This is a genomic window from Streptomyces sp. PL-29, from assembly GCF_058344425.1.
Genome location: NZ_CP136996.1, coordinates 174,085 through 192,320 on the forward strand (window position 1 = coordinate 174,085; position 18,236 = coordinate 192,320).

Sequence of the window (18,236 nt, forward strand, 5' to 3'; positions counted from 1 at the left end):
CCCGCTGCCCCACCCGTTCCCCCACCCACCCCCTTGCCCGCGCCCCCGCCGGGCGGCAGGCGCACCCCGCTGGTCCTGCGCAACGGCGCCTTCGCCGCCGTGTGGCTGGGGCAGGTCCTCACCCAGGCCGCCGTGCGCATGTTCCAGGTCGGCGTGGCCTGGTGGATCGTCGCCCAGGCGGTACAGGGCGCGCGCGGTCTGGCCTCGGGCCTGTTCATGGCCCTCTGCACGCTGCCCGCCGTGGTGCTGGCGCCCGTGGTGGCCGGCACCGTGGCCACGTTCGCCCACCGTTCGGTGCTGCGGACCGCCGCCGGCCTGGCCGCGGCCACCGCGGGCGGCCTCGCGCTGTGGGCGCAGGGCGGCGGGCCGCCGCTCGCGGGCGTGTACGCCGCCGCTCTCGCGCTCGCCACCTGCCAGGCGTTCTTCGACCCCTGCCTGACCACCTCGGTGCCCCAACTCGTCGACGACGCCGACATCGAGACCGCGACCGGCTTCGAGCTGTCCACCCAGTCCCTCGCCGGCCTCGGAGGGGCGCTGCTCGGCGCGCTGACCGTCGACGGAGCCGGTGTGGCCGGACTCGCCGCGGGCTGCGCGGCCGCCTACGGCGCCGCAGCCGTCCTCGTCGCGAGCGCCCGCTTCCGCGACCCGGCGCCTCCCGGCGGCGGACCGGCCGCACCGCCGGCGCGGCGCCCGCTGCGCCGGATCCTCGGCGAACTCCCCTACGTGCGGCGGATCCTGGTCTGCTTCACCGCGGCGAACCTGTTCACCGCCGCCGTGTTCGTCGTGATCCCCCTCTACACCCGCTCGGTCCTGCACGGCGGCGGTGGCACGGTCGGCCTGCTGGAGGCCTCACTGGGCGCCGGCGCCCTCGTCGGCGCCTTCACCGGCACCCGCGTGCCCGGACGGCCCGCGACCGTCGGGGCCTGGTGCGTGACCCTGATGGCCCTCGCGCTGGCGCTGCCCGGCCTGTTCGCCCACCGACTCGTCATCGCGTGCTGCCTGGCCGTGGCCGGCTGGTGCGCCGGAGCCGTCAGCGTCCGGTTCGTGTCCCTGTTCCAGCGGCTGGTGCCCACCGCCGACAAGCCCGGTTTCTTCGCCGTGATGCAGGCGGTTTTGGGCGCCTCCCTGCCGGTGGCGTCCCTGGTGTTCGGCGCCGCGGGCGACCGGTTCTCCCCGCAGACCCTGTGCCTGGTGCAGGGTGTCGGCCTGCTGCCCGCCGCCTGCGCGCTCGCCCTGCTGGGGTCCCGTACGGCCGAACCCGGGCGCCCGGAGGCGCCGCAGGCCCTCGGAGGCGCCCGGTGAACGCCGTCATCACCCCGGCTGCCGGCGTGGACATCGCCGAACTGCGCCAGCTCTACTACGCCGTCTACGGCCCGCACTACCCCGTGGCGCTCGGCACCGACCCGGCCGAGATGGCCCGCCTCATGGCGGATCCGCACTCGCTGTGGCTCGTCGCCCGCTGCGCCGCCTCCGGGACGCTGACCGCGTCCGCCGCCATCCGCGGCGAGGCCGGTAGCCGTATCGCCCGGCTGGAGGGCATCGCCGTGCACCCCGAGCACCGATCGGCCGGCCTGGCCGCGGCCCTGACCGGGGCGCTGTGCGCCGAGATGCTGGACACGGGCCGGTTGGACTCGGTGTACGCGACCGTCCGCACGGTCGGGTCCGGTCCACAGCGGGTCGTCGCGCGCAACGGATTCCGCCCGCTGGGCATCCTGCCCAACGCCGTGGATCTGAGCAGCCGCGAGAGCCTCGCGCTCTACGCGCGTCACTCCCCCGGCGTCCTGGAGCGCCGGATCCCCGTCACCGAGGTGCCCGCCGTGCTGCTGCCCCTGCTGCGCACGGCCGGGGACGCCCTCGGCATCGACTACCCGCAGGTGCGCACGGTGTCCGGCCCGCCCCCCGCGCACGCACCGCGAGGGGCCGTCGAACGGCTGGAGGTGATCGAGGCCCCGGCCTTCGTGCGCCGCCGCTTCCGCGAGCGGTTCCCCGGTGCGGAGGGCTGGTTCTACCCTCTGCACACCCCGAACGTGCTGCTCACGCCCGAAGACGGCCGGTTCGAGGTCTACGCCTACCTCAACCGGACGGGCGGGTACTGCTCCCTGCTGACCGCCCACCCCGAGCCCACGGCCGCCGCCGCCCACCTCGAAGCCGTCACCCGGGCGCTGGCCCGGGTGGGCGCCGGCTACGTGGAGGCACTCGTTCCGCTGGCCCGCCCGGAAGCCCTCTCCGCCTTCCTGGCCCAGGGCTTCATCGCCGGAGCCCTCTACCCCGCGATGCGCGCGGACGGTGACGGCTTCCACGACTACGCCGTCGTGTCCCGCTCCAGCGAGCGGATCGACTTCCGCGGCGTCACCGTCGAACCGCCCCTCCAGCCCTATCTGGACTGCTACGCGTCGGCCTGGGCGTCGGCGCACCTGCCCACACCATCCGAGGTTGCCCCATGAACGGAACGAACCCCCATCTCGCGCCGGTCGCCGTCCCCGACCCGGCCCTCCTGCCACACGTCCAACAGCTGTGCGACCTGACCGACCCCTACGCCCACGGGCCCGCGGTGGACTCCTTGTTCGCCGCCGCCATGGCGGAGACCAACGCCTGGCACACCGAACGCTCCCCGTTCTTCCGCTCCCTGTACGAGGCCACGCCCCCCGCCGAGCCGTACCGTACGCCGCTCGTCCACGCGAACTTCTTCAAGCGGCACGAGGTACTCTCCGTCCCGCGCGAGGAGGTCGAACTGCACCTGACCTCCTCCGGCACCACCGGCCAGAAGTCACAGATGTTCTTCGACCGCTGGACCATCCGCGCCGCGCAGCGCATGGTCGCCAGGATCTTCGAGCGCAACGGCTGGATCACCCCGGACCAGGAGGTCAACTACCTCCTGTACAGCTACGAGCCGGCCCCCTCGCTGAACCTGGGCACCGCCTTCACCGACAACTACCTGTGCGACTTCGCCCCGGCGCGCAGTGTCGCGTACGCGCTGCGCAACACCGGCGGCGACCACGAGTTCGACCCCTTCGGCTGCATCGCGGCACTGCGCCGCTTCGAGCGCGAGGACGCCCCGGTCCGCATCCTCGGCTTCCCCGCCTTCCTCTTCTTCACACTGGAGCGGATGCGGGCCATGGGGTTGGCGCCGCTGCGCCTGCCCGAGGGCTCGCTCGTCGTCCTCGGCGGCGGCTGGAAGGGCCACGCCGACCGGCGCGTCGAGAAGGACGAGCTGTACGCACGCGTCACCGAACAGCTCGGCATCCCGGGCGAGCGGATCCGGGACACCTTCGGCTCGGTGGAGCACTGCATCCCGTACATCGAGTGCGACCACCACCGGTTGCACGCCCCCGTCTGGTCCCGGGTGACGATCCGCTCCACCCGGGACCTGGAGCCGGTGCCTTACGGGGAGCGGGGCTACCTGCACCTCGTGTCGCCGTACATCACCTCGGTACCGGCGCAGAGCGTGGTCATGGGCGACCTCGCCTCCCTGCAGCCGGGCGAGGCCTGCGGGTGCGGGCTGGGGACGCCCTGGTTCACCGTCCACGGCCGTGCCGGGGTGAGTCGAAACCGCAGCTGTGCCGTCGCCGCGGCCGAACTGATGAAGGGAATGGCGTGAGCATGAGCATGCACCACCACTATTGGCAGGGCTCCTTCGTCGGCGACGAGGAGGCCGGGCGCCGGCTGGCCGACCTGCCGGCCGCCGTCGAGGCCGCGCTGGCGACGGAACTGGAGACCGAGACCGTCCTGGCCGCCTGCGACGCCCTCGCCACCGCGCTGTGCGACCCGGCCCATCCCGTGCACGGGCGGCTCGCCGGGCACCTGCCGGAGGGCGAGGACCCGACGGTCCTGGCCGAGCTCGGCTCCCTCCTCGGCCGGCGTGAGCTGACCCGCAAGCTGCGCCGGGAACTGGGCGACACGGCTCCCGGCCGGCTGAACCGGGCCGATCCGCGCGAGACGGTCTACGAGGCGTGGGCACCCGTCGGCCTGGTCGCCCACATCGCCCCCGGCAACGCGGCGACGGTGGCACCGCTGAGCATCGTCGAGGGCCTGCTCGCCGGGAACGTCAACATCCTCAAGACCAGCAGTGCCGACACCCTGCTCGCACAGCACCTGATGGCCGAGCTGGCGGCCCTGGACCCCAGTGGCGCGCTGGCCGCGCGGATCGTCGTGCTGCGGTTCCCGTCGTCGCGGCAGGAGTGGCTGCGCATGATGTGCGCGCCCGCGGACGCCGTGGCCGTGTGGGGCGGAGAGGACGCCGTGGCAGGTGTGGCGGCCCACGTGCCGTCCGGCTGCCGGCTGGTGGAATGGGGGCACCGGATCTCCTTCGCCTATCTGACGAGTGACGCCTGGTCGGACGCGGTGACGCTGGGCGCTCTGGCGGACGACGTCACCCTGCATGAGCAGCAGGCCTGCTCCAGCCCCCAGGTGGTCTACCTCGACACCGAGGACGAGGGTGAGGTGTTCGCCTTCGCGGAGCGGTTCGCGACCGTGCTCGCCGCCCGGCCGCCGGTGTCCGGCGCGTCGCCGGCGGGCGGGCCGGACCCGGCGGAGGCGGCCGAGCTGACCACCACCGAGCTGGTGGCCCGGCTGGAGGAACACCTGGGCCTGACACGGGTGTTCGCCGCGCCGGACGGCTCGTGGCGGGTCATGGCGGACACCCGGTCCCCGCTCACCGCCTCGCCGCTGCACCGCAGCGTATGGGTCAAGCCGCTCCCGCGGAAGCGGATGGTCGCGACCCTGCGCCCGATGCGCCGCTACCTGCAGACGGCAGGCCTCGCCGGCAGCCGGACCGATATCGCCGAGCTCTCCCGGACCGCGCTGGCCGCGGGCGTCACCCGGGTGACCCCGGTCGGCGCCATGCTGGAGAGCTACGCGGGCGAGCCGCACGACGGCGTGTACGCCCTCCAGCGCTACAGCCGCCGCGTCGCGGTCCGGGCCGATCCGGTCCTCTTCGCCACCACCGCCTGCCTGGACGACCTGGCCCGGCCCGTCGTCCTGCCGCGGCCTGCGGGTCCGCTGCGGGGCAAGGAGGACCTCCAGGAGCCGGGCCGGCAGGTGGCACGCGCCGATGCCGAGCTGTACTTCCGCAGCGGCGGCAGCACCGGGGCACCCGCACTGTCGATCTTCAGCTACGACGACTACGACACCCAGATGCACGCGGCGGCGCGCGGCCTGCTGGCGGCCGGCTACGACCCGGTCGCGGACCGCACCGCCAACCTCTTCTACTGCGGCGCCATGTACGGAAGCTTCATCAGCTTCTTCTCCGTGCTGGAACGGCTCGGCGGGGTGCAACTGCCCCTGTCGGCCGGGCCCGACCACCGGGCGACGGCGCAGGCGCTCATCGACCACGGAGCCGACACCCTGTTCGGCATGCCCTCCTACCTGTGGCAGCTGCTGCACGCCGAGGCGGACGCGCTGCGGGCGTACGGCGGCCTGCGCAAGGTCTTCTACGGCGGTGAGCACTTCACCCCGGAACAGCGGCGGACCCTGCGGGACGCCTTCGGCATCGAGGTGATCCGCTCGATCACCTACGGCAGCACCGATCTCGGGCCGCTGGGCTACCAGTGCACCGAGAGCACCGGCGGCGTCCACCACCTGCACGCCGACCTGCACAGCATGGAGATCCTGGACCTGGCCGAGGACCGCCCGGTGCCGCCCGGGCAAACGGGCCGGCTGGTCTTCACCACGCATGCCCGGCGCGGCCAGCACCTGGGCCGGTACGCGATCGGCGACCTCGGCAGGGAGGTCCCCGGCCGCTGTCCGTGCGGCCGGCACGCGCCCCGCTTCGAGCTGCGGGGCCGGACCGGCGACGTGATGCGCGTGGCGACGTACTTCCTGAACCAGCGCCGCTTCGTGGACCTGGCCGGGGAGAGCGGCGGCCACCGCGGCGAACTGCAGGTCCGGCTCGACGTCACCGACGTGCGCGAGCGGCTGACGGTGCGGGTGGAACGCGCCGCGGCGACGGATCCGGAACGGCTGCGGGAGGTCTTCCTGGCCGGCTACCCGGAGCTCCGTTCCGCGGTCGCGGAGCGGCTGCTCGACCTGGTCGTCGAAGCAGTCGACGGCGCGTCGCTGGACCGCAGCCCGACCAGTGGCAAACTCCTCGCGGTGGTCGACGCCCGCGGATAGGCCCCTCCCCGCCCGCCTGCCCCCACCCGGGCGGCGGGCGGGCATTTCGATGCAGAAACAGTGCGAGTTGCCCCGGACCGCCGGGGCGGGTGACGGTGGGGGCCTCGGGGATCCGTGCACCGTGATTCTCCAGGAGGGTTCCGTGCGACTGCGTGACGAACTGCCCGTCGACCACCCGCTGAACCGGTTCTACCGTTTCGGGGCGGCCCTGTGCGGGCTTCTCCTTCTCGTATTCGGCTGCCTCGGCTTCGCGGGCAGCCTGTCGGCCTTCGACACCGCGGGCCGCCAGGTCGCGGGCCTGTCCACCAACGGCCTGCTCAGTACGGTCTCCGTCGTCGTGGGGCTGCTGTTGGTCGCTGCCGCCGTGGTCGGGGGCAACGTGGCCTCCTCGGTCAATATCACGGTCGGGGTGCTGTTCGTGCTGAGCGGCTTCGTCCACCTCTTCCTAATCGACCGGCCCGCGAACGTCCTGGACTTCGGCATGTCGAACGTCGTCTTCAGCTTCCTGATGGGACTGCTGATCATGACGTTCGGCATGTACGGGCGCGTGAGCGGCGGCCTCCCGCACGACAACCCCTACTGGCAGCGCCGCCACCCGGACCGGGCCGCCCGTGAGGCGGCGGCCGCACACGGTCCCCGCCCCGGCCTGCCGGGCCCGTCCGTCCCCGCGCGGCCCGGCCGGGGGTAGGTGCCGCGCGAACCGCCGACCGCCGCCGTTGTCCGGCTCGGGCGTCGCGGCCCGGCCGGCCCCCCCCCGGCACACCGACCGAAAGCAGGAGTCATGTCCATACCACGCGTACCCCCCGGGGAGACTCCCCCGGCCGAAGGATCCATCTCCTCGGCCCACCAGGAGCGCCGCGACGGCGGGATCTGGGAGCACCCCGGGGCGTTCCTGGTCCTCATCGTCGTCGGGGCCTTCCTGATCGCCCTCTTCTTCATCGCCCGTGCCGCCGGCTGGTGAGCCCGCGGCACGCCAAGGAGCACGTCATGAAACTCTCACACACACGCCACCGCGTGGCCGCGGCCGCCGCGGCCGTCGCCCTGCCGCTGTCCCTCGCGGCCACGGCCCCCCAGGCCTGGGCCGCGAGCGCCGGGGACCCCTTCGGCCCCGGCTGCGCCTCCCTGCCGAAGGAGGGCCCGGGCAGCCCGGCCGCAATGGCCGGTCAGCCGGTCGCCGCGGCGGCCGCCGGCAACCCCGCCCTGTCCACCCTGTCCTCGGCCGTGCAGCAGGCCGGCCTCGTGGACACGCTCGACACGGCCGAGGGCATCACCGTCTTCGCGCCGACCGACGAGGCCTTCGCGAAGATCCCGAAGGCGGAACTGGACAAGCTGCTGGCCGACAAGGCCGCCCTGACCGACATCCTCACCTATCACGTGGTGGGCACCACGGTCGGCAAGCCCGACCTGGCGGACGGATCGTTCGAGACGCTGGAGGGCAGCACGCTGACCACCGCCGGAAGCGGCGACGCGTACGAGGTCAACGACACGGCCGCGATCGTCTGCGGCGACGTGGCCACGTCCAACGCCACCGTCCACGTCGTCGACACCGTACTGATGCCGCAGTAGACCCCGCGCCTCGGCGACACCCGCCAGGCGGTGAGCGGCGTCAGGCGGTGAGCGGGCCCGCCACTGCCGTGCAGTGGCGGGACAGGGCGTCCAGCGCCTCGCGCAGACCGGTCGGGCGGATCATGCCGGGGCCGGGGGCCCGGTTGCCCCAGCCGGGGCCGGCGAGCACGACCAGCGGTCGGGTGCGGGCGCCGCGGACCCCGAAGGTCGTACCGGCCACCTGGCGAGCGAGGGTGCGGTCCCCGGTGCCCCTGGACTGCGACCACAGGACCACCGCCGTGGGGCCCGTCCGGCGCACCGACGCGATGAGCGCCCCGGCCGGAACCGCGGCACCCAGCATGCGCATCGGCAGCGCGCGTTCGGCGAGGCCGGCGGCGAGCGCTTCGAGCGGCAGCGAGTGTTGCTCGCCGGGGCTGCACGCCATCAGCACCGGCGCCGCGTCCCGGGGGCCCGGCGGGGCGTTGCCGACGACCTGGCGCAACGCGGTGGAGACGTGCCAGGACAAGAGGTGCTCGACCTCGATGTAGCGGTCGCCGGCGGCCTCCCACTTGCGGCCCACCGCGTGCAGGGTCGGTGCGATGACCTCCTCCCAGGCCGTCACGAGTCCGTGGCCGTCCACCAGCGCGGCCAGCAGCTCGTCCATGGCCGGGCCGTCCAGCCGTACCGCGGCCCGGGCCAGGCCCCGGAACTCCTGCCGGATGCCGCCCAGGGGCAGCCCGCCGCCCGGTCCCGGGCCCGGGCGGCGGCGCGCGTCGGCGGGGGGCGCCGGTTCACCGGCGGCCGGGCGGGACCGATCGGCCCGGGACAGCGCCAGACCGGCGGCCTCGGACGGCGGCACTCCCGACGTGGTCAGCCGACACATGTCCTCCAGGACGGCGATGTCCTCGACGGTCCAGCGCCGGTGCCGGCCGCCGTCGCGGACCGCCGGCCCCATGCCGTAGCGCCGGTCCCAGGACCTGAGCGTGGTGGGCGAGATTCCCAGACGCCTCGCGACGGCTCCGGTCGTCATTCGGGGAGAGTGGGGAGACTCACCGGTCATGGCATCACCTCAGGACCCTTCACCAGCCCCAGCTCCCGGGCGCGCCCTTGAAGGGGCCCCTGATCTCGTCCGTGATCCACCCGCCGTAGAAGCCGCCCTGCTGGGCCCGGACCCGCTCTCCGTCCACAGTGCACGCCTCGACCCGGTCGGCGTGGAAGGCGAGGTGGCCGGCGATCGGCGCGTACCGCGGGAGCGGTGCTTCGTAACTCCACGCGATGTCGGGCACGGTCCCGCGTCCGGGCTCCCGGTCGGGCTCCCGGGCGAGTTCGGGGCCGAGCCCGAAGTAGGTGGCGGCGCCCTTCCACTCGCACACGCTCAGATGCTCCGTGGCCCGGAGGAGGTCCATGCGCACATCGGCCCGCGGGATGTAGAACACCGGCGGGTGGCTGGTCTCCAGGACGCGGAGACAGCGCCGGGAGTCGGCCAGCGCGACGCCGGCGTGCCGCACCACCACGTGCCGTGTGTCGGGCTCGATCCGGGGCGGACGCGGGTAGTCCCACACCGATTCCGTCCCGGCCCGGTCCGCGCCGTTCGTTCCCATGAGGATCTCCCGTCAGTGCCGCGGTCCGCCGGCCGGCGGGCCTGCCGTGTTCCGCCCGGTCCGGATGAGGAAGACCTCGTCGGTGAAGCACCAGGCCCATTCCTCGTCGGGTGCGAGCGACACGGCCACGGGGTGCCCGCTCTCCTCGTGGTGCCCGTAGGAGTGGCGGCCCGCCGAGCTATCGCAGCACCCTGTGTACCCGCAGGTCACGCACTGCCTCAGTCTCACCCAGGGCTGCCCGCGCGGCAGGCATCCCTGGCATCCGGCGGACGGTGCGTCCGAGACCGGGCGCACGTCGTCCAGCAGGTCGCGATGGGCACAGGCCCGACCCTGCGGACGCCCCGCGTCGGGCGCGACCTCCCACCGCTCGGTTCCCTGCATCGAGCCTCCGCTCCGCGACCGGACCGCGTCCGCTGCTCGCGGACACCCCTGCGCCCCCTCTTCGGGCGGAACGGGAGGAACGGATGCGCCGCGCCCCACCACCCGAAAGGTGCGTCCGACGGGCCCGTCGTCGGGGAAGGGCAGGAAGGACGCGAACCACCTGGGGAAAGGCGGCGACATGACCGGCGCACACTGGATCTTCGGCGATCAGCTGGGGCCCGCCTTCACCGCCGCGGGGGACGGCGGGATCCCTCGCGACGCCCCCGTGCTGATGATCGAATCGCAGGCGGTGTTCCGGCGGCGCCGGTTCCACCGGGCGAAGGCGCACCTGCTGCTCTCGGCGATGCGTCATCGTGCCGCCGAGTTGGGGGACCGGGTCGTCTACGTCAAGGCCGACACCTACCGAGAGGGCCTGCGCCAGGCCGTCGGCCGCTCTCCCGTGACGGTGTACCACCCGACCTCCCGGGCCGCCGCGGGCCTGGTGCACTCCCTGGGCCACGTGACCGTGCTGCCCGCACGGGGCTTCCTGGTGGGCCGGGACGATTTCGAGGCGTGGGCGGCCGGCCACTCCGGCGGCGGGCTCCGACTGGAGAACTTCTACCGCCACGTGCGCCGCGAGCACGACCTGCTCATGGACGGGGGCGAGCCGGCCGGCGGGCGGTGGAACCTCGACCACGACAACCGGGAACCGCCGCCGCGGGGAGCGCGGACCCTCGGTGCGCCCGCCCCCTACCGGCCCCGTGAGGACGACATCGACGCCGGTGTCCGGGAGGACCTCGACCGGTGGGAGCGGGCCGGCGAGGTCTCGTTCGTCGGCAGGGACGGGCCTCGGCTCTTCCCGGCCGACCGGCGCGAGGCGCTGACGGCGCTGCGGCGTTTCATCGACCACCGGCTGGCCGGCTTCGGCGCCCACGAGGACGTGATGCTGGCCGCCGACCCGGTGCTGAGCCACAGCCTGCTGTCCTCCTCCCTCAACCTGGGCCTGCTGGATCCCGCGGAGTGCGTGGAGCGCGCCGAGGCCGCCTGGCGGTCGGGCTCCGCGCCCCTGAACTCCGTCGAGGGTTTCGTCCGGCAGATCGCCGGGTGGCGGGAGTACGTCTGGCACCTCTACTGGCACTTCGGCGAGGGCTACCGTTCGTCCAACGTCCTGGGGCACACCGCCCCGCTGCCCGAGTGGTGGCTCTCGCTCGACGCGGACGCCGTGACCGCACGCTGCCTGTCGACCGTGCTGCGCCAAGTCAGGGACACCGGGTGGACCCATCACATTCCGCGGCTGATGGTGCTGGGCGGATACGCGCTCCAGCGGGGCTGGGACCCGGCCGCGCTCACCGACTGGTTCCACCGCTCGTTCGTCGACGGCTACGACTGGGTCATGCTGGCGAACGTGGTCGGCATGTCGCAGTACGCGGACGGGGGCCGGATGACGACGAAGCCCTACACGTCGGGCGGCGCCTACATCGACCGGATGAGCGACCTGTGCGGGCCGTGCCGCTACCGGCCCGGCTCCCGCAGCGGCGAGGACGCCTGCCCCTACACCGCCGGTTACTGGTCCTTCCTCCACCGGCACCGGGCCCTGCTGAGCCGGGGTGCCCGCACCGCAGGACCGGTACGGGGACTCGACCGGCTGAGCGACCTACCGGAGCTGCTCCGACAGGAACGCGACCGCGGTGACACCGCGCCGTGAGGTTTCCTCGTCACGGACGAACCGGAGTTCCAGGACTGTTCACCCCCTCGTGACCTGGGACTTCCCGAAGCGGCCCAGAGCGACCAGTCAAATGATCATCAAGAGGTCTGGACCATTCGAGACGCGCCAATCCCGTGGCTCATTACGCCCGCCATCCCGGATCCGGGCAAGTGGTCTATACCTTTGACACTAGGCTGGGTCACCGCAAACGGGTACGCGCACAGCCGTGGGGGGCTTTGTGACTGTCCATCATCTTCCACAACCACCGTCCGACGAGGAGCTCTACTGGTACTTCGGGCCGCAGCGCCGCTGGGTCCTGATCGCCACCTCGCTCGCCTTCGTGTTCACGGCAGCGACCATGTTCGCCTTCGCCCTGCGAACGCCCGCCCTCTGGGCGTTCCTCGCCGTCCTCGCCCTCAACCTCGCGGCACTGACGCTCTCCTGCGTCAACAGCCTGCGCCAGCGGCGGCTCACCCGGCCGTCCCACGAGGTGCTCGTCCGCGCCTGGCGGCCGGCCGTCCTGCCCGGCGTCGACCTGTATCTGCCGACCTGCGGGGAACCGCTGCCCGTCCTGGACAACGCCTACCGCGCGGTGGCGGGGGTCGACTGGCCCGCCGACGCACTGACGGTGTGGGTCCTGGACGACGCCGACCGTCCCGAAGTGGCCGCGCTGGCCGCCTCGTACGGCTACGAGTACGTCGTACGGCCCGACCGGGGGCACCTGAAGAAGGCCGGGAACCTCAACCACGCGCTCACCTTGAGCACCGCCGAGTTCGTCGCCATCCTCGACGCGGACTTCGCGCCCCGGCCGGACTTCCTGCGCCATCTCGTCCCGTACCTGTCCGACCCCGCCGTCGGTATCGTCCAGAGCCCGCAGTGCTTCGACACCGACGGGTCCATGAGCTGGATCCAGCGCGCCGCGGGCTCCGCCCAGGAGTGGTTCTTCCGCTGGATCCAGCCGTCCCGGGACGCCAGCGACGCCGCCATCTGCTGCGGCAGCAACGCCGTCTACCGGCGCTCCGCCATCGACCTGGCCGGCGGCTTCGCCCGGCTCGACCACAGCGAGGACCTGTACACCGGACTCGCCCTGCACGAAAAGGGTTTCCGCACCCTCTACGTACCGGTGCTGGTCGCCAAGGGCACCTCGCCCGACCGGGTCACCTCCTTCGTCAACCAGCAGTACCGGTGGGCCATGGGCAACCTCCACCTGCTCGGCACCCCCGTACTGCGCCGGATGCGGGCTCCCTGGCGCATGCGACTGTGCTTCTACGAGGGGATCATCGGCTACCTGACGACGGCCGTGAACACCTTCGCGGCGCCCCTGCCGCCCCTGGTGATGCTGTTCTGGTACCCGGACCACATCCGGCCCTGGCACGTGCTGCCGCTGCTCGCCCCGCTGTGGCTGTGGCACGTGCTGCTGCCCCGGGTCAGCCGGACCCGCTGGCGGGTCGAGGTGATCCGGGCGAACGTCCTGACGAGCGTCGCCGCCGCGACCGCGTTCCTGCACACGCTGCGCGGCCGCACCGCCGCCTGGGTACCCACCGGCGCCCGGGGGGCGGCCTCCCGGGGCGGGATGGCCCGCCGGGTGGTGGCCGTGTCGCTGGCGTGGCTCGTGCTCTCGTGCGGAGCGGCGACCGCCGGGCTCGCACGGGCGGTGGCCCGCAACGGCTGGGAGCCCAACTGGGGGCTGCTCCTCTACCTCCTGGTGCAGCTCCAGATCAACGCCCCGCTGATCCGAGACCTCGCAGCCGAGCTCAACCCCGCCCGGGCCAGCGGGACTTCGCTGCGCGCCCTCGTCGGCGCCCGGGTCCACGCCGGGTTGCGCGCCGGGTTCCGCGCCCGCCCGGGCTCCCCGTCCCAGATGCTGCCCCGCCGCTGGCCCGAGACCGTCGCCGCCTCCGCGGTCCTCCTGCTCACCGGCCTGCTGGCGTCGGGGTGGGTCGACCCGATGCTTCCCTGGCTGAGCTGAAAGGCGCCGTCACCATGTCCTTCCTCCTCTCCCCCGGCCGTAGCCGGCACCGGGGACGCGCCGACGCTCCGGCCGGCCCGCTGCCGACGGGCTCCCGCCCCGGCGCCGAGTCCGGTCCCAGCCCCCACCGGTCCGCCTTCCGGCCCGACATCGAGGGCCTGCGCGCCGTCGCCGTCCTCGCCGTCCTCGCCTTCCACGCCGACATCCCCTGGGCGACCGGCGGCTTCGTGGGCGTGGACGTCTTCTTCGTCATATCCGGCTACCTGATCACCGGTCTGCTGGTCCGCGAGGCCGTCACCACGGGCCGGATCCGGCTCGGGGACTTCTTCTCCCGGCGCGCCCGACGGCTCCTTCCCGCGGCCGCCGTGGTGCTGGCCGCGGTGGCGCTGGCCGGGGCCTGGCTGACCGTACCGCTGCGCCGCACCGATGTGGAGTACGACGTCGTCGCGGCGGCACTGTCCGTCGCCAACTGGCGCTTCACGGCGCAGCGGACGGACTATCTCGCCGCCGGACACGACCAGAGTCCGCTGCTGCACTTCTGGTCCCTCGCCGTCGAGGAGCAGTTCTACCTGTTCTGGGCCCCGCTGCTGGCCGTACTGGCGCTCGGCGCCGCCCGGGCAGTCCGCCGGGGCCGCGCCGTGCGCTCCGCGGTAGTCCTGATCGCCGCCCCGCTGACCCTCGCGTCCTTCGTGCTCTCGCTGTACTGGACGGGGCACTCGGCCTCCCTCGCCTACCTGGGCACGCCCGCACGCGTCTGGCAGTTCGGCGTGGGCGCACTGCTCGCCCTGCTGCCCTGGCACCTGATGCGGGGGCCCCGGCCGCTGCGGCTGGTGTGCGGCTGGGCCGGAGCCGCGGCGATCGGGTGGTGCGTCGTGGCGTACGACGCCGCCACCCCCTACCCGGGCTGGGCGGCGCTCGTGCCGTCCCTGGCCACCGCGGCGGTGATCCTCGCGGCGGTGCCGGGACGCGGCGAGCGCTACGCTCCGGGTGCCGGTGACGTCGGACGGCTCCTCGCCGGGCGGGCGCCCCGGGCCCTCGGGCGGCTCTCCTACACCCTGTACCTGTGGCACTGGCCGGTGCTCGTGCTCGCCGAGGCCCGGACCGGTCCGCTCGGCTGGCCCGCGAAGACCGCACTGACACTGGCGGCGGTCTTGCCCGCCCTGGGCACGATGCGGTGGGTCGAGCAGCCGCTGCGGCGCAGCCGTACCGTCTCCGAACTCCCCCGCCGGGGGCTGTCGGTGGGTGTCTCGGCCATCGTGCTGCCGGTCGTGCTCGCGCTGGTGATGGGCACCACGACCCTGAACCTGCTGGGTCCCGCCGCCCCGGTCGATCCGAAGGGCCTGCCTCCGGGCGCCGCCTCGGGTCCCGCCCTGCTGGCCCGGAGCGCGGGGACGCCGCTCGTGGACGGCCCGGTGGTGCCCAGCCCCGTCCAGGCGCGGGCCGACTTTCCCCCGGACGGGCCCTGCGAGGTCGCACCGGCCGAGACGCGCAGCCCGGACTGCCTGTTCGGCGCGGTGGACAGCCCCGACCGGATCGTCCTGCTCGGCGACTCGCACGCCGGGCAGTGGTTCTCGCCGGTACTGGCGCTGGCCGCCTCTCGGGGCTGGGCGCTACAGGAATTCGTCAAGCAGGGCTGCCCGCTGCCGGACCTGACGGTGGACAGCCCGCAACTGGGCCGGGTCTACCGGGAGTGCGACACCTGGCGGGCGGACACCCTGGAGCGGCTGGGGAAGCAGCGCAGGCCCCGCCTCGTCGTGGTCTCCTCGCTCAACCGGTACACGGCGGACGAAGAGCTCCTGGCCGAGGCCTGGAGCAGGACCCTGGCACCGCTGCGGGCCCTGGGCGTGCCGATCGTCTACATCGAGGACACCCCCGTCCCGGGTACGGACGTCCCGGCGTGCGTATCGGGCCACCCCGACTCCCCCGCCGCGTGCGCCTTCGGGCGTACCGGCGCCCTGCGGCCCGACCCCCTGGCGCGGCTGATCGCGTCCGGTGCGCTGCCGGGCGTGCGGAGCGTCGGCGTCAACGAGGTGCTGTGCCCGGGTGAGGGCCCGACCTGCCCGGCGGTACTCGACCGGATCCTGCTCTACCGGGACGACGCGCACCTGACCAATGCGGCGGCGGTCGTCCTGACGAACCGACTGGAGCGGCTGCTCACCGAGACCGGGGCACTGCCCGCGGCGGGCCCGGCCGGAGCGGCGGGCGCGGAAGAGGGCGCGGACGGCTGGACGCGGCTCCTGCGGGACGACTTCGACGGACCGGCGGGCAGCCCGCCGTCGGCCGCCGACTGGATCCACGACGTGGGCACCTGCTATCCCGGCTGCCCGGCGCCGCAGTGGGGCACCGGCGAGGTGGAGACCATGACGGACTCGACCGACAACGTCCGGCTCGACGGGAAGGGCGTGCTCGAAATCGTCCCCACCCGCGAGGGCGGCGCGTGGAGGTCGGGGCGCATCGAGACACGGCGCTCCGACTTCGCTCCCCCGCCCGGCGGGGTGCTGCGGATCGAGGCGTCGATCGCCCTGCCGGACGTGACCGGGCCCGGGGCGGCCGGCTACTGGCCGGCCTTCTGGACCCTGGGCGCACCGCTGCGTGACGGCTACACCGGGTGGCCGGGCGTGGGGGAGATCGACGTCATGGAGTCCGTGAACGGGCGTGACACCGTCTTCGGCTCCCTGCACTGCGGAGTCGTGGAGGGCGGACCGTGCCAGGAGCCGGTGGGCCTGACCTCGGGTCCCCAGCCGTGCCCGGACTGCCGGACGGCGTTTCACTCGTATGCCGTGGAGGTGGACCTCGCCCCGGGGGCGCAGGAGGTGCGCTGGTATCGGGACGGCCGGGTGTACCACCGGGTGACGGCCGACCGGATGGACTCCGCGACGTGGCAGCGGGCCGTGGACCACGGGCTGTTCCTGATCCTCAACGTGGCGGTCGGCGGAAAGCTGCCGCAGGCCGACGGTGGGGACGTGGGGCCGGACACTCAGCCGGGTCATCCGATGCGGGTGGACCACGTGACCGTCTCCGTACGCGAGCGGCGCGGTTGAGCGGGCACCGGCGCTGCGGGCGCGCCCTGGGCGCGGAGCACCCGCCTTCCGAAGGGGGGCGCCGCGGAGGCCGGCACTGCGGCCGACGCGCGCAGGGGCTTGCCCGTGGTGGCGGCGGGGCAGTCTCCCGCCGTCACAGGCGGGCAGGCGGCAGGAGACCCATGCGGACCGATTCCACGCTCCACGACTGGCGGATCGAACCCCGGGAGTACGCCCGGCAGGAAGCCCGACGGGGCAGGAGGCACGCGTACGAGAGCGTCGATCCGGCCTGCACCGCCCTCGTCGTGATCGACATGGTGCCCTTCTTCGCCGGAGCCAATCCTTACGCCCGGGGGATCGTGCCGCACATCAACCGGATCGCCGCGGCGCTGCGTACGGCCGGGGGTCTGGTGGCCTGGGTCGTGCCGGCGAACGAAGCGCCGCTCGGGGGTGTGAGCGGCGAGTTCTACGGACCGGTGGCCGGCGAACGGTTCGCGGCCACCGGTGGGGAGGGCCCGCCGCGCTCGCGCCTGTGGCCCTCCCTCGATGTCCGGGCGCAGGATCCGGTGGTGGAGAAGAACGCCTACAGCGCCTTCTTTCCCGGCCGTTGCCCGCTCCCGGAACTGCTGGCGGAGCGCGGCGTGGACACCGTCCTGATCACGGGCACGCTCACGAACGTCTGCTGCGAGTCCTCGGCCCGGGACGCGGCCACGACGGGCCTGCGCGTGGTGATGGTCGCCGACGCCAACGCGGCCCGGCGCGATCAGGACCACAACGCCGCCCTGCACACGGTCTACCGGTCGTTCGGTGACGTGCGCAGCACGGCCGAGGTGCTGGGACTGATCGGTGCGGGGGCGCCCTGAAGGGTCGGGTAGTCGGTGTACCCGCGGGCGTCGCCGCCGAAGAAGGTGGCGGTGTCAGGGGTGTTGTACGGACCCTCGGTGCGCAGGCGGGCCGGCAGGTCGGGGTTGGCCAGGAAGAGGGCGCCGAAGGCGACGACGTCGGCGGTGCCGTCCTCGATCAGTGCGAGGGCCCGGTGATCGGTGGGGCCCTCCGTTGCCGGGTTCAGCACGAGGAGGCCGGAGAACTGCTTGCGCAGCGCGAGGGTGGTCTCCCGGGCCTCGGGGCCGAACTCCAGCACGTGGAGGTAGGCCAGTCCCAGCCCGTCGATCTCGTTGACCAGCGCCTCGTAGACGGGCCGCGGGTCGGGCTCGGACATGTCGTTGTACGGGTTCCCCGGCGAGATGCGCAGGGCCGTGCGCTCGGCGCCGATCGCGGTGGCAACGGCCTGGACGACCTCGACCGCGAAGCGGATGCGGTTCTCGGCCGGGCCACCCCACTCGTCGGTGCGGAGGTTCGATCCGGGGGCCAGGAACTGGTGGATCAGGTAGCCGTTCGCCCCGTGCAGTTCCACGCCGTCGAAGCCCGCCTCGATGGCATTGCGGGCCGCTTCGGCGTAGTCGGCGATGGTCGCCCGCACCTCCTCGCCGGTCAGCTCGTGCGGGGTGACGAAGTCCTTCATGCCCTCGCCCGTGAACAGCTGACCGGCGGGGGTGACGGCGGACGGGGCCACGGGCACGAGTCCGTCGGGCAGCAGCGACGGGTGGCCGATGCGGCCGGAGTGCATCAGCTGGGCGAAGATCCGCCCGCCGGCCGCGTGCACGGAGTCGGTCACCGCGCGCCAGGACTCGACCTGCTCGGTGCTGTGGAGGCCGGGAGTGAAGGGGTAGCCCTGTCCGACGACGGAGGGCTGGACGCCCTCGCTGATGATCAGGCCGGCGGAGGCGCGCTGGGTGTAGTACTCGGCGACGAGCGGGGTGGCCACACCGCCCTCGCCTGCGCGGCTGCGGGTCATCGGGGCCAGGGCGATCCGGTTGGAGAGGGTGCTGCCGGCCATGCGGACCGGGTCGAAAGCGCTGGTCATT

At 73.7% G+C, this 18,236-nt stretch carries 15 protein-coding genes; 11 read left to right on the forward strand and 4 right to left on the reverse strand.

What is annotated here, in order from left to right; genetic code table 11:
- Positions 1–33 precede the first annotated feature (33 nt).
- The 7 genes from R4Z63_RS00865 (at position 34) to R4Z63_RS00895 (ending at position 7,677) form a co-directional block, all read left to right on the forward strand.
- Complete coding sequence (locus R4Z63_RS00865; protein ID WP_384453319.1) at positions 34–1,302, forward strand: MFS transporter; 1,269 nt, start codon at positions 34–36, stop codon at positions 1,300–1,302.
- Complete coding sequence (locus R4Z63_RS00870; RefSeq protein WP_384453316.1) at positions 1,299–2,444, forward strand: GNAT family N-acetyltransferase; 1,146 nt, start codon at positions 1,299–1,301, stop codon at positions 2,442–2,444. The genes R4Z63_RS00865 and R4Z63_RS00870 overlap by 4 nt, the downstream gene beginning before the upstream one ends.
- Complete coding sequence (locus tag R4Z63_RS00875; RefSeq protein WP_037922455.1) at positions 2,441–3,598, forward strand: LuxE/PaaK family acyltransferase; 1,158 nt, start codon at positions 2,441–2,443, stop codon at positions 3,596–3,598. The genes R4Z63_RS00870 and R4Z63_RS00875 overlap by 4 nt, the downstream gene beginning before the upstream one ends.
- A gap of 2 nt (positions 3,599–3,600) precedes the next feature.
- Entirely contained in the window at positions 3,601–6,111 is a 2,511-nt protein-coding gene (locus R4Z63_RS00880) for an acyl-CoA reductase (RefSeq protein ID WP_384453400.1), read from the forward strand.
- Positions 6,112–6,253: 142 nt separating this feature from the next.
- Positions 6,254–6,799, forward strand: a complete 546-nt coding sequence (locus R4Z63_RS00885; RefSeq protein ID WP_052030705.1) for a DUF4383 domain-containing protein — start codon at positions 6,254–6,256, stop codon at positions 6,797–6,799.
- On the forward strand, positions 6,800–7,072 hold the full coding sequence (locus tag R4Z63_RS00890) for a DUF6480 family protein (protein ID WP_491522507.1): 273 nt from the start codon (positions 6,800–6,802) through the stop codon (positions 7,070–7,072).
- Positions 7,073–7,098: 26 nt separating this feature from the next.
- A complete protein-coding gene (locus tag R4Z63_RS00895) occupies positions 7,099–7,677 on the forward strand; it encodes a fasciclin domain-containing protein (protein ID WP_384455746.1) in 579 nt (192 codons plus the stop codon).
- A 40-nt stretch (positions 7,678–7,717) separates the two neighbouring features.
- Here the strand turns inward: R4Z63_RS00895 and R4Z63_RS00900 are convergent, their stop codons facing one another.
- Genes R4Z63_RS00900 through R4Z63_RS00910 form a run of 3 tightly spaced genes read right to left on the reverse strand, consistent with a single transcriptional unit; the run spans position 7,718 to position 9,818 of the window.
- Positions 7,718–8,686 carry a MerR family transcriptional regulator gene (locus R4Z63_RS00900; RefSeq protein ID WP_384455749.1) on the reverse strand — a complete coding sequence of 323 codons (969 nt, stop codon included), beginning with the start codon at positions 8,684–8,686 and terminating at the stop codon, positions 7,718–7,720.
- A 49-nt stretch (positions 8,687–8,735) separates the two neighbouring features.
- Positions 8,736–9,257 carry a DUF427 domain-containing protein gene (locus R4Z63_RS00905; RefSeq protein WP_384455752.1) on the reverse strand — a complete coding sequence of 174 codons (522 nt, stop codon included), beginning with the start codon at positions 9,255–9,257 and terminating at the stop codon, positions 8,736–8,738.
- 12 nt (positions 9,258–9,269) lie between these two features.
- Complete coding sequence (locus tag R4Z63_RS00910) at positions 9,270–9,818, reverse strand: UBP-type zinc finger domain-containing protein (protein ID WP_384455755.1); 549 nt, start codon at positions 9,816–9,818, stop codon at positions 9,270–9,272.
- Here R4Z63_RS00910 and R4Z63_RS00915 point away from each other — a divergent pair.
- The 4 genes from R4Z63_RS00915 (at position 9,817) to R4Z63_RS00930 (ending at position 17,174) form a co-directional block, all read left to right on the forward strand.
- Positions 9,817–11,322: a cryptochrome/photolyase family protein gene (locus R4Z63_RS00915; RefSeq protein ID WP_384455758.1), complete on the forward strand. Its 1,506-nt coding sequence runs from the start codon at positions 9,817–9,819 to the stop codon at positions 11,320–11,322. The two genes, R4Z63_RS00910 and R4Z63_RS00915, sit on opposite strands and share 2 nt — an antisense overlap.
- A gap of 238 nt (positions 11,323–11,560) precedes the next feature.
- Complete coding sequence (locus R4Z63_RS00920) at positions 11,561–13,291, forward strand: glycosyltransferase family 2 protein (protein ID WP_384455761.1); 1,731 nt, start codon at positions 11,561–11,563, stop codon at positions 13,289–13,291.
- A gap of 14 nt (positions 13,292–13,305) precedes the next feature.
- Complete coding sequence (locus R4Z63_RS00925; RefSeq protein WP_384455764.1) at positions 13,306–16,332, forward strand: acyltransferase family protein; 3,027 nt, start codon at positions 13,306–13,308, stop codon at positions 16,330–16,332.
- Between the two features lie 161 nt (positions 16,333–16,493).
- Positions 16,494–17,174 (forward strand): cysteine hydrolase family protein, encoded by a 681-nt coding sequence (locus tag R4Z63_RS00930; protein WP_037922441.1) that lies wholly within the window; start codon positions 16,494–16,496, stop codon positions 17,172–17,174.
- Here R4Z63_RS00930 and R4Z63_RS00935 read toward each other — a convergent pair.
- On the reverse strand, positions 17,105–18,235 hold the full coding sequence (locus tag R4Z63_RS00935; RefSeq protein ID WP_052030703.1) for an alkene reductase: 1,131 nt from the start codon (positions 18,233–18,235) through the stop codon (positions 17,105–17,107). The genes R4Z63_RS00930 and R4Z63_RS00935 overlap by 70 nt on opposite strands.
- Between the last annotated feature and the right edge of the window lies 1 nt (position 18,236).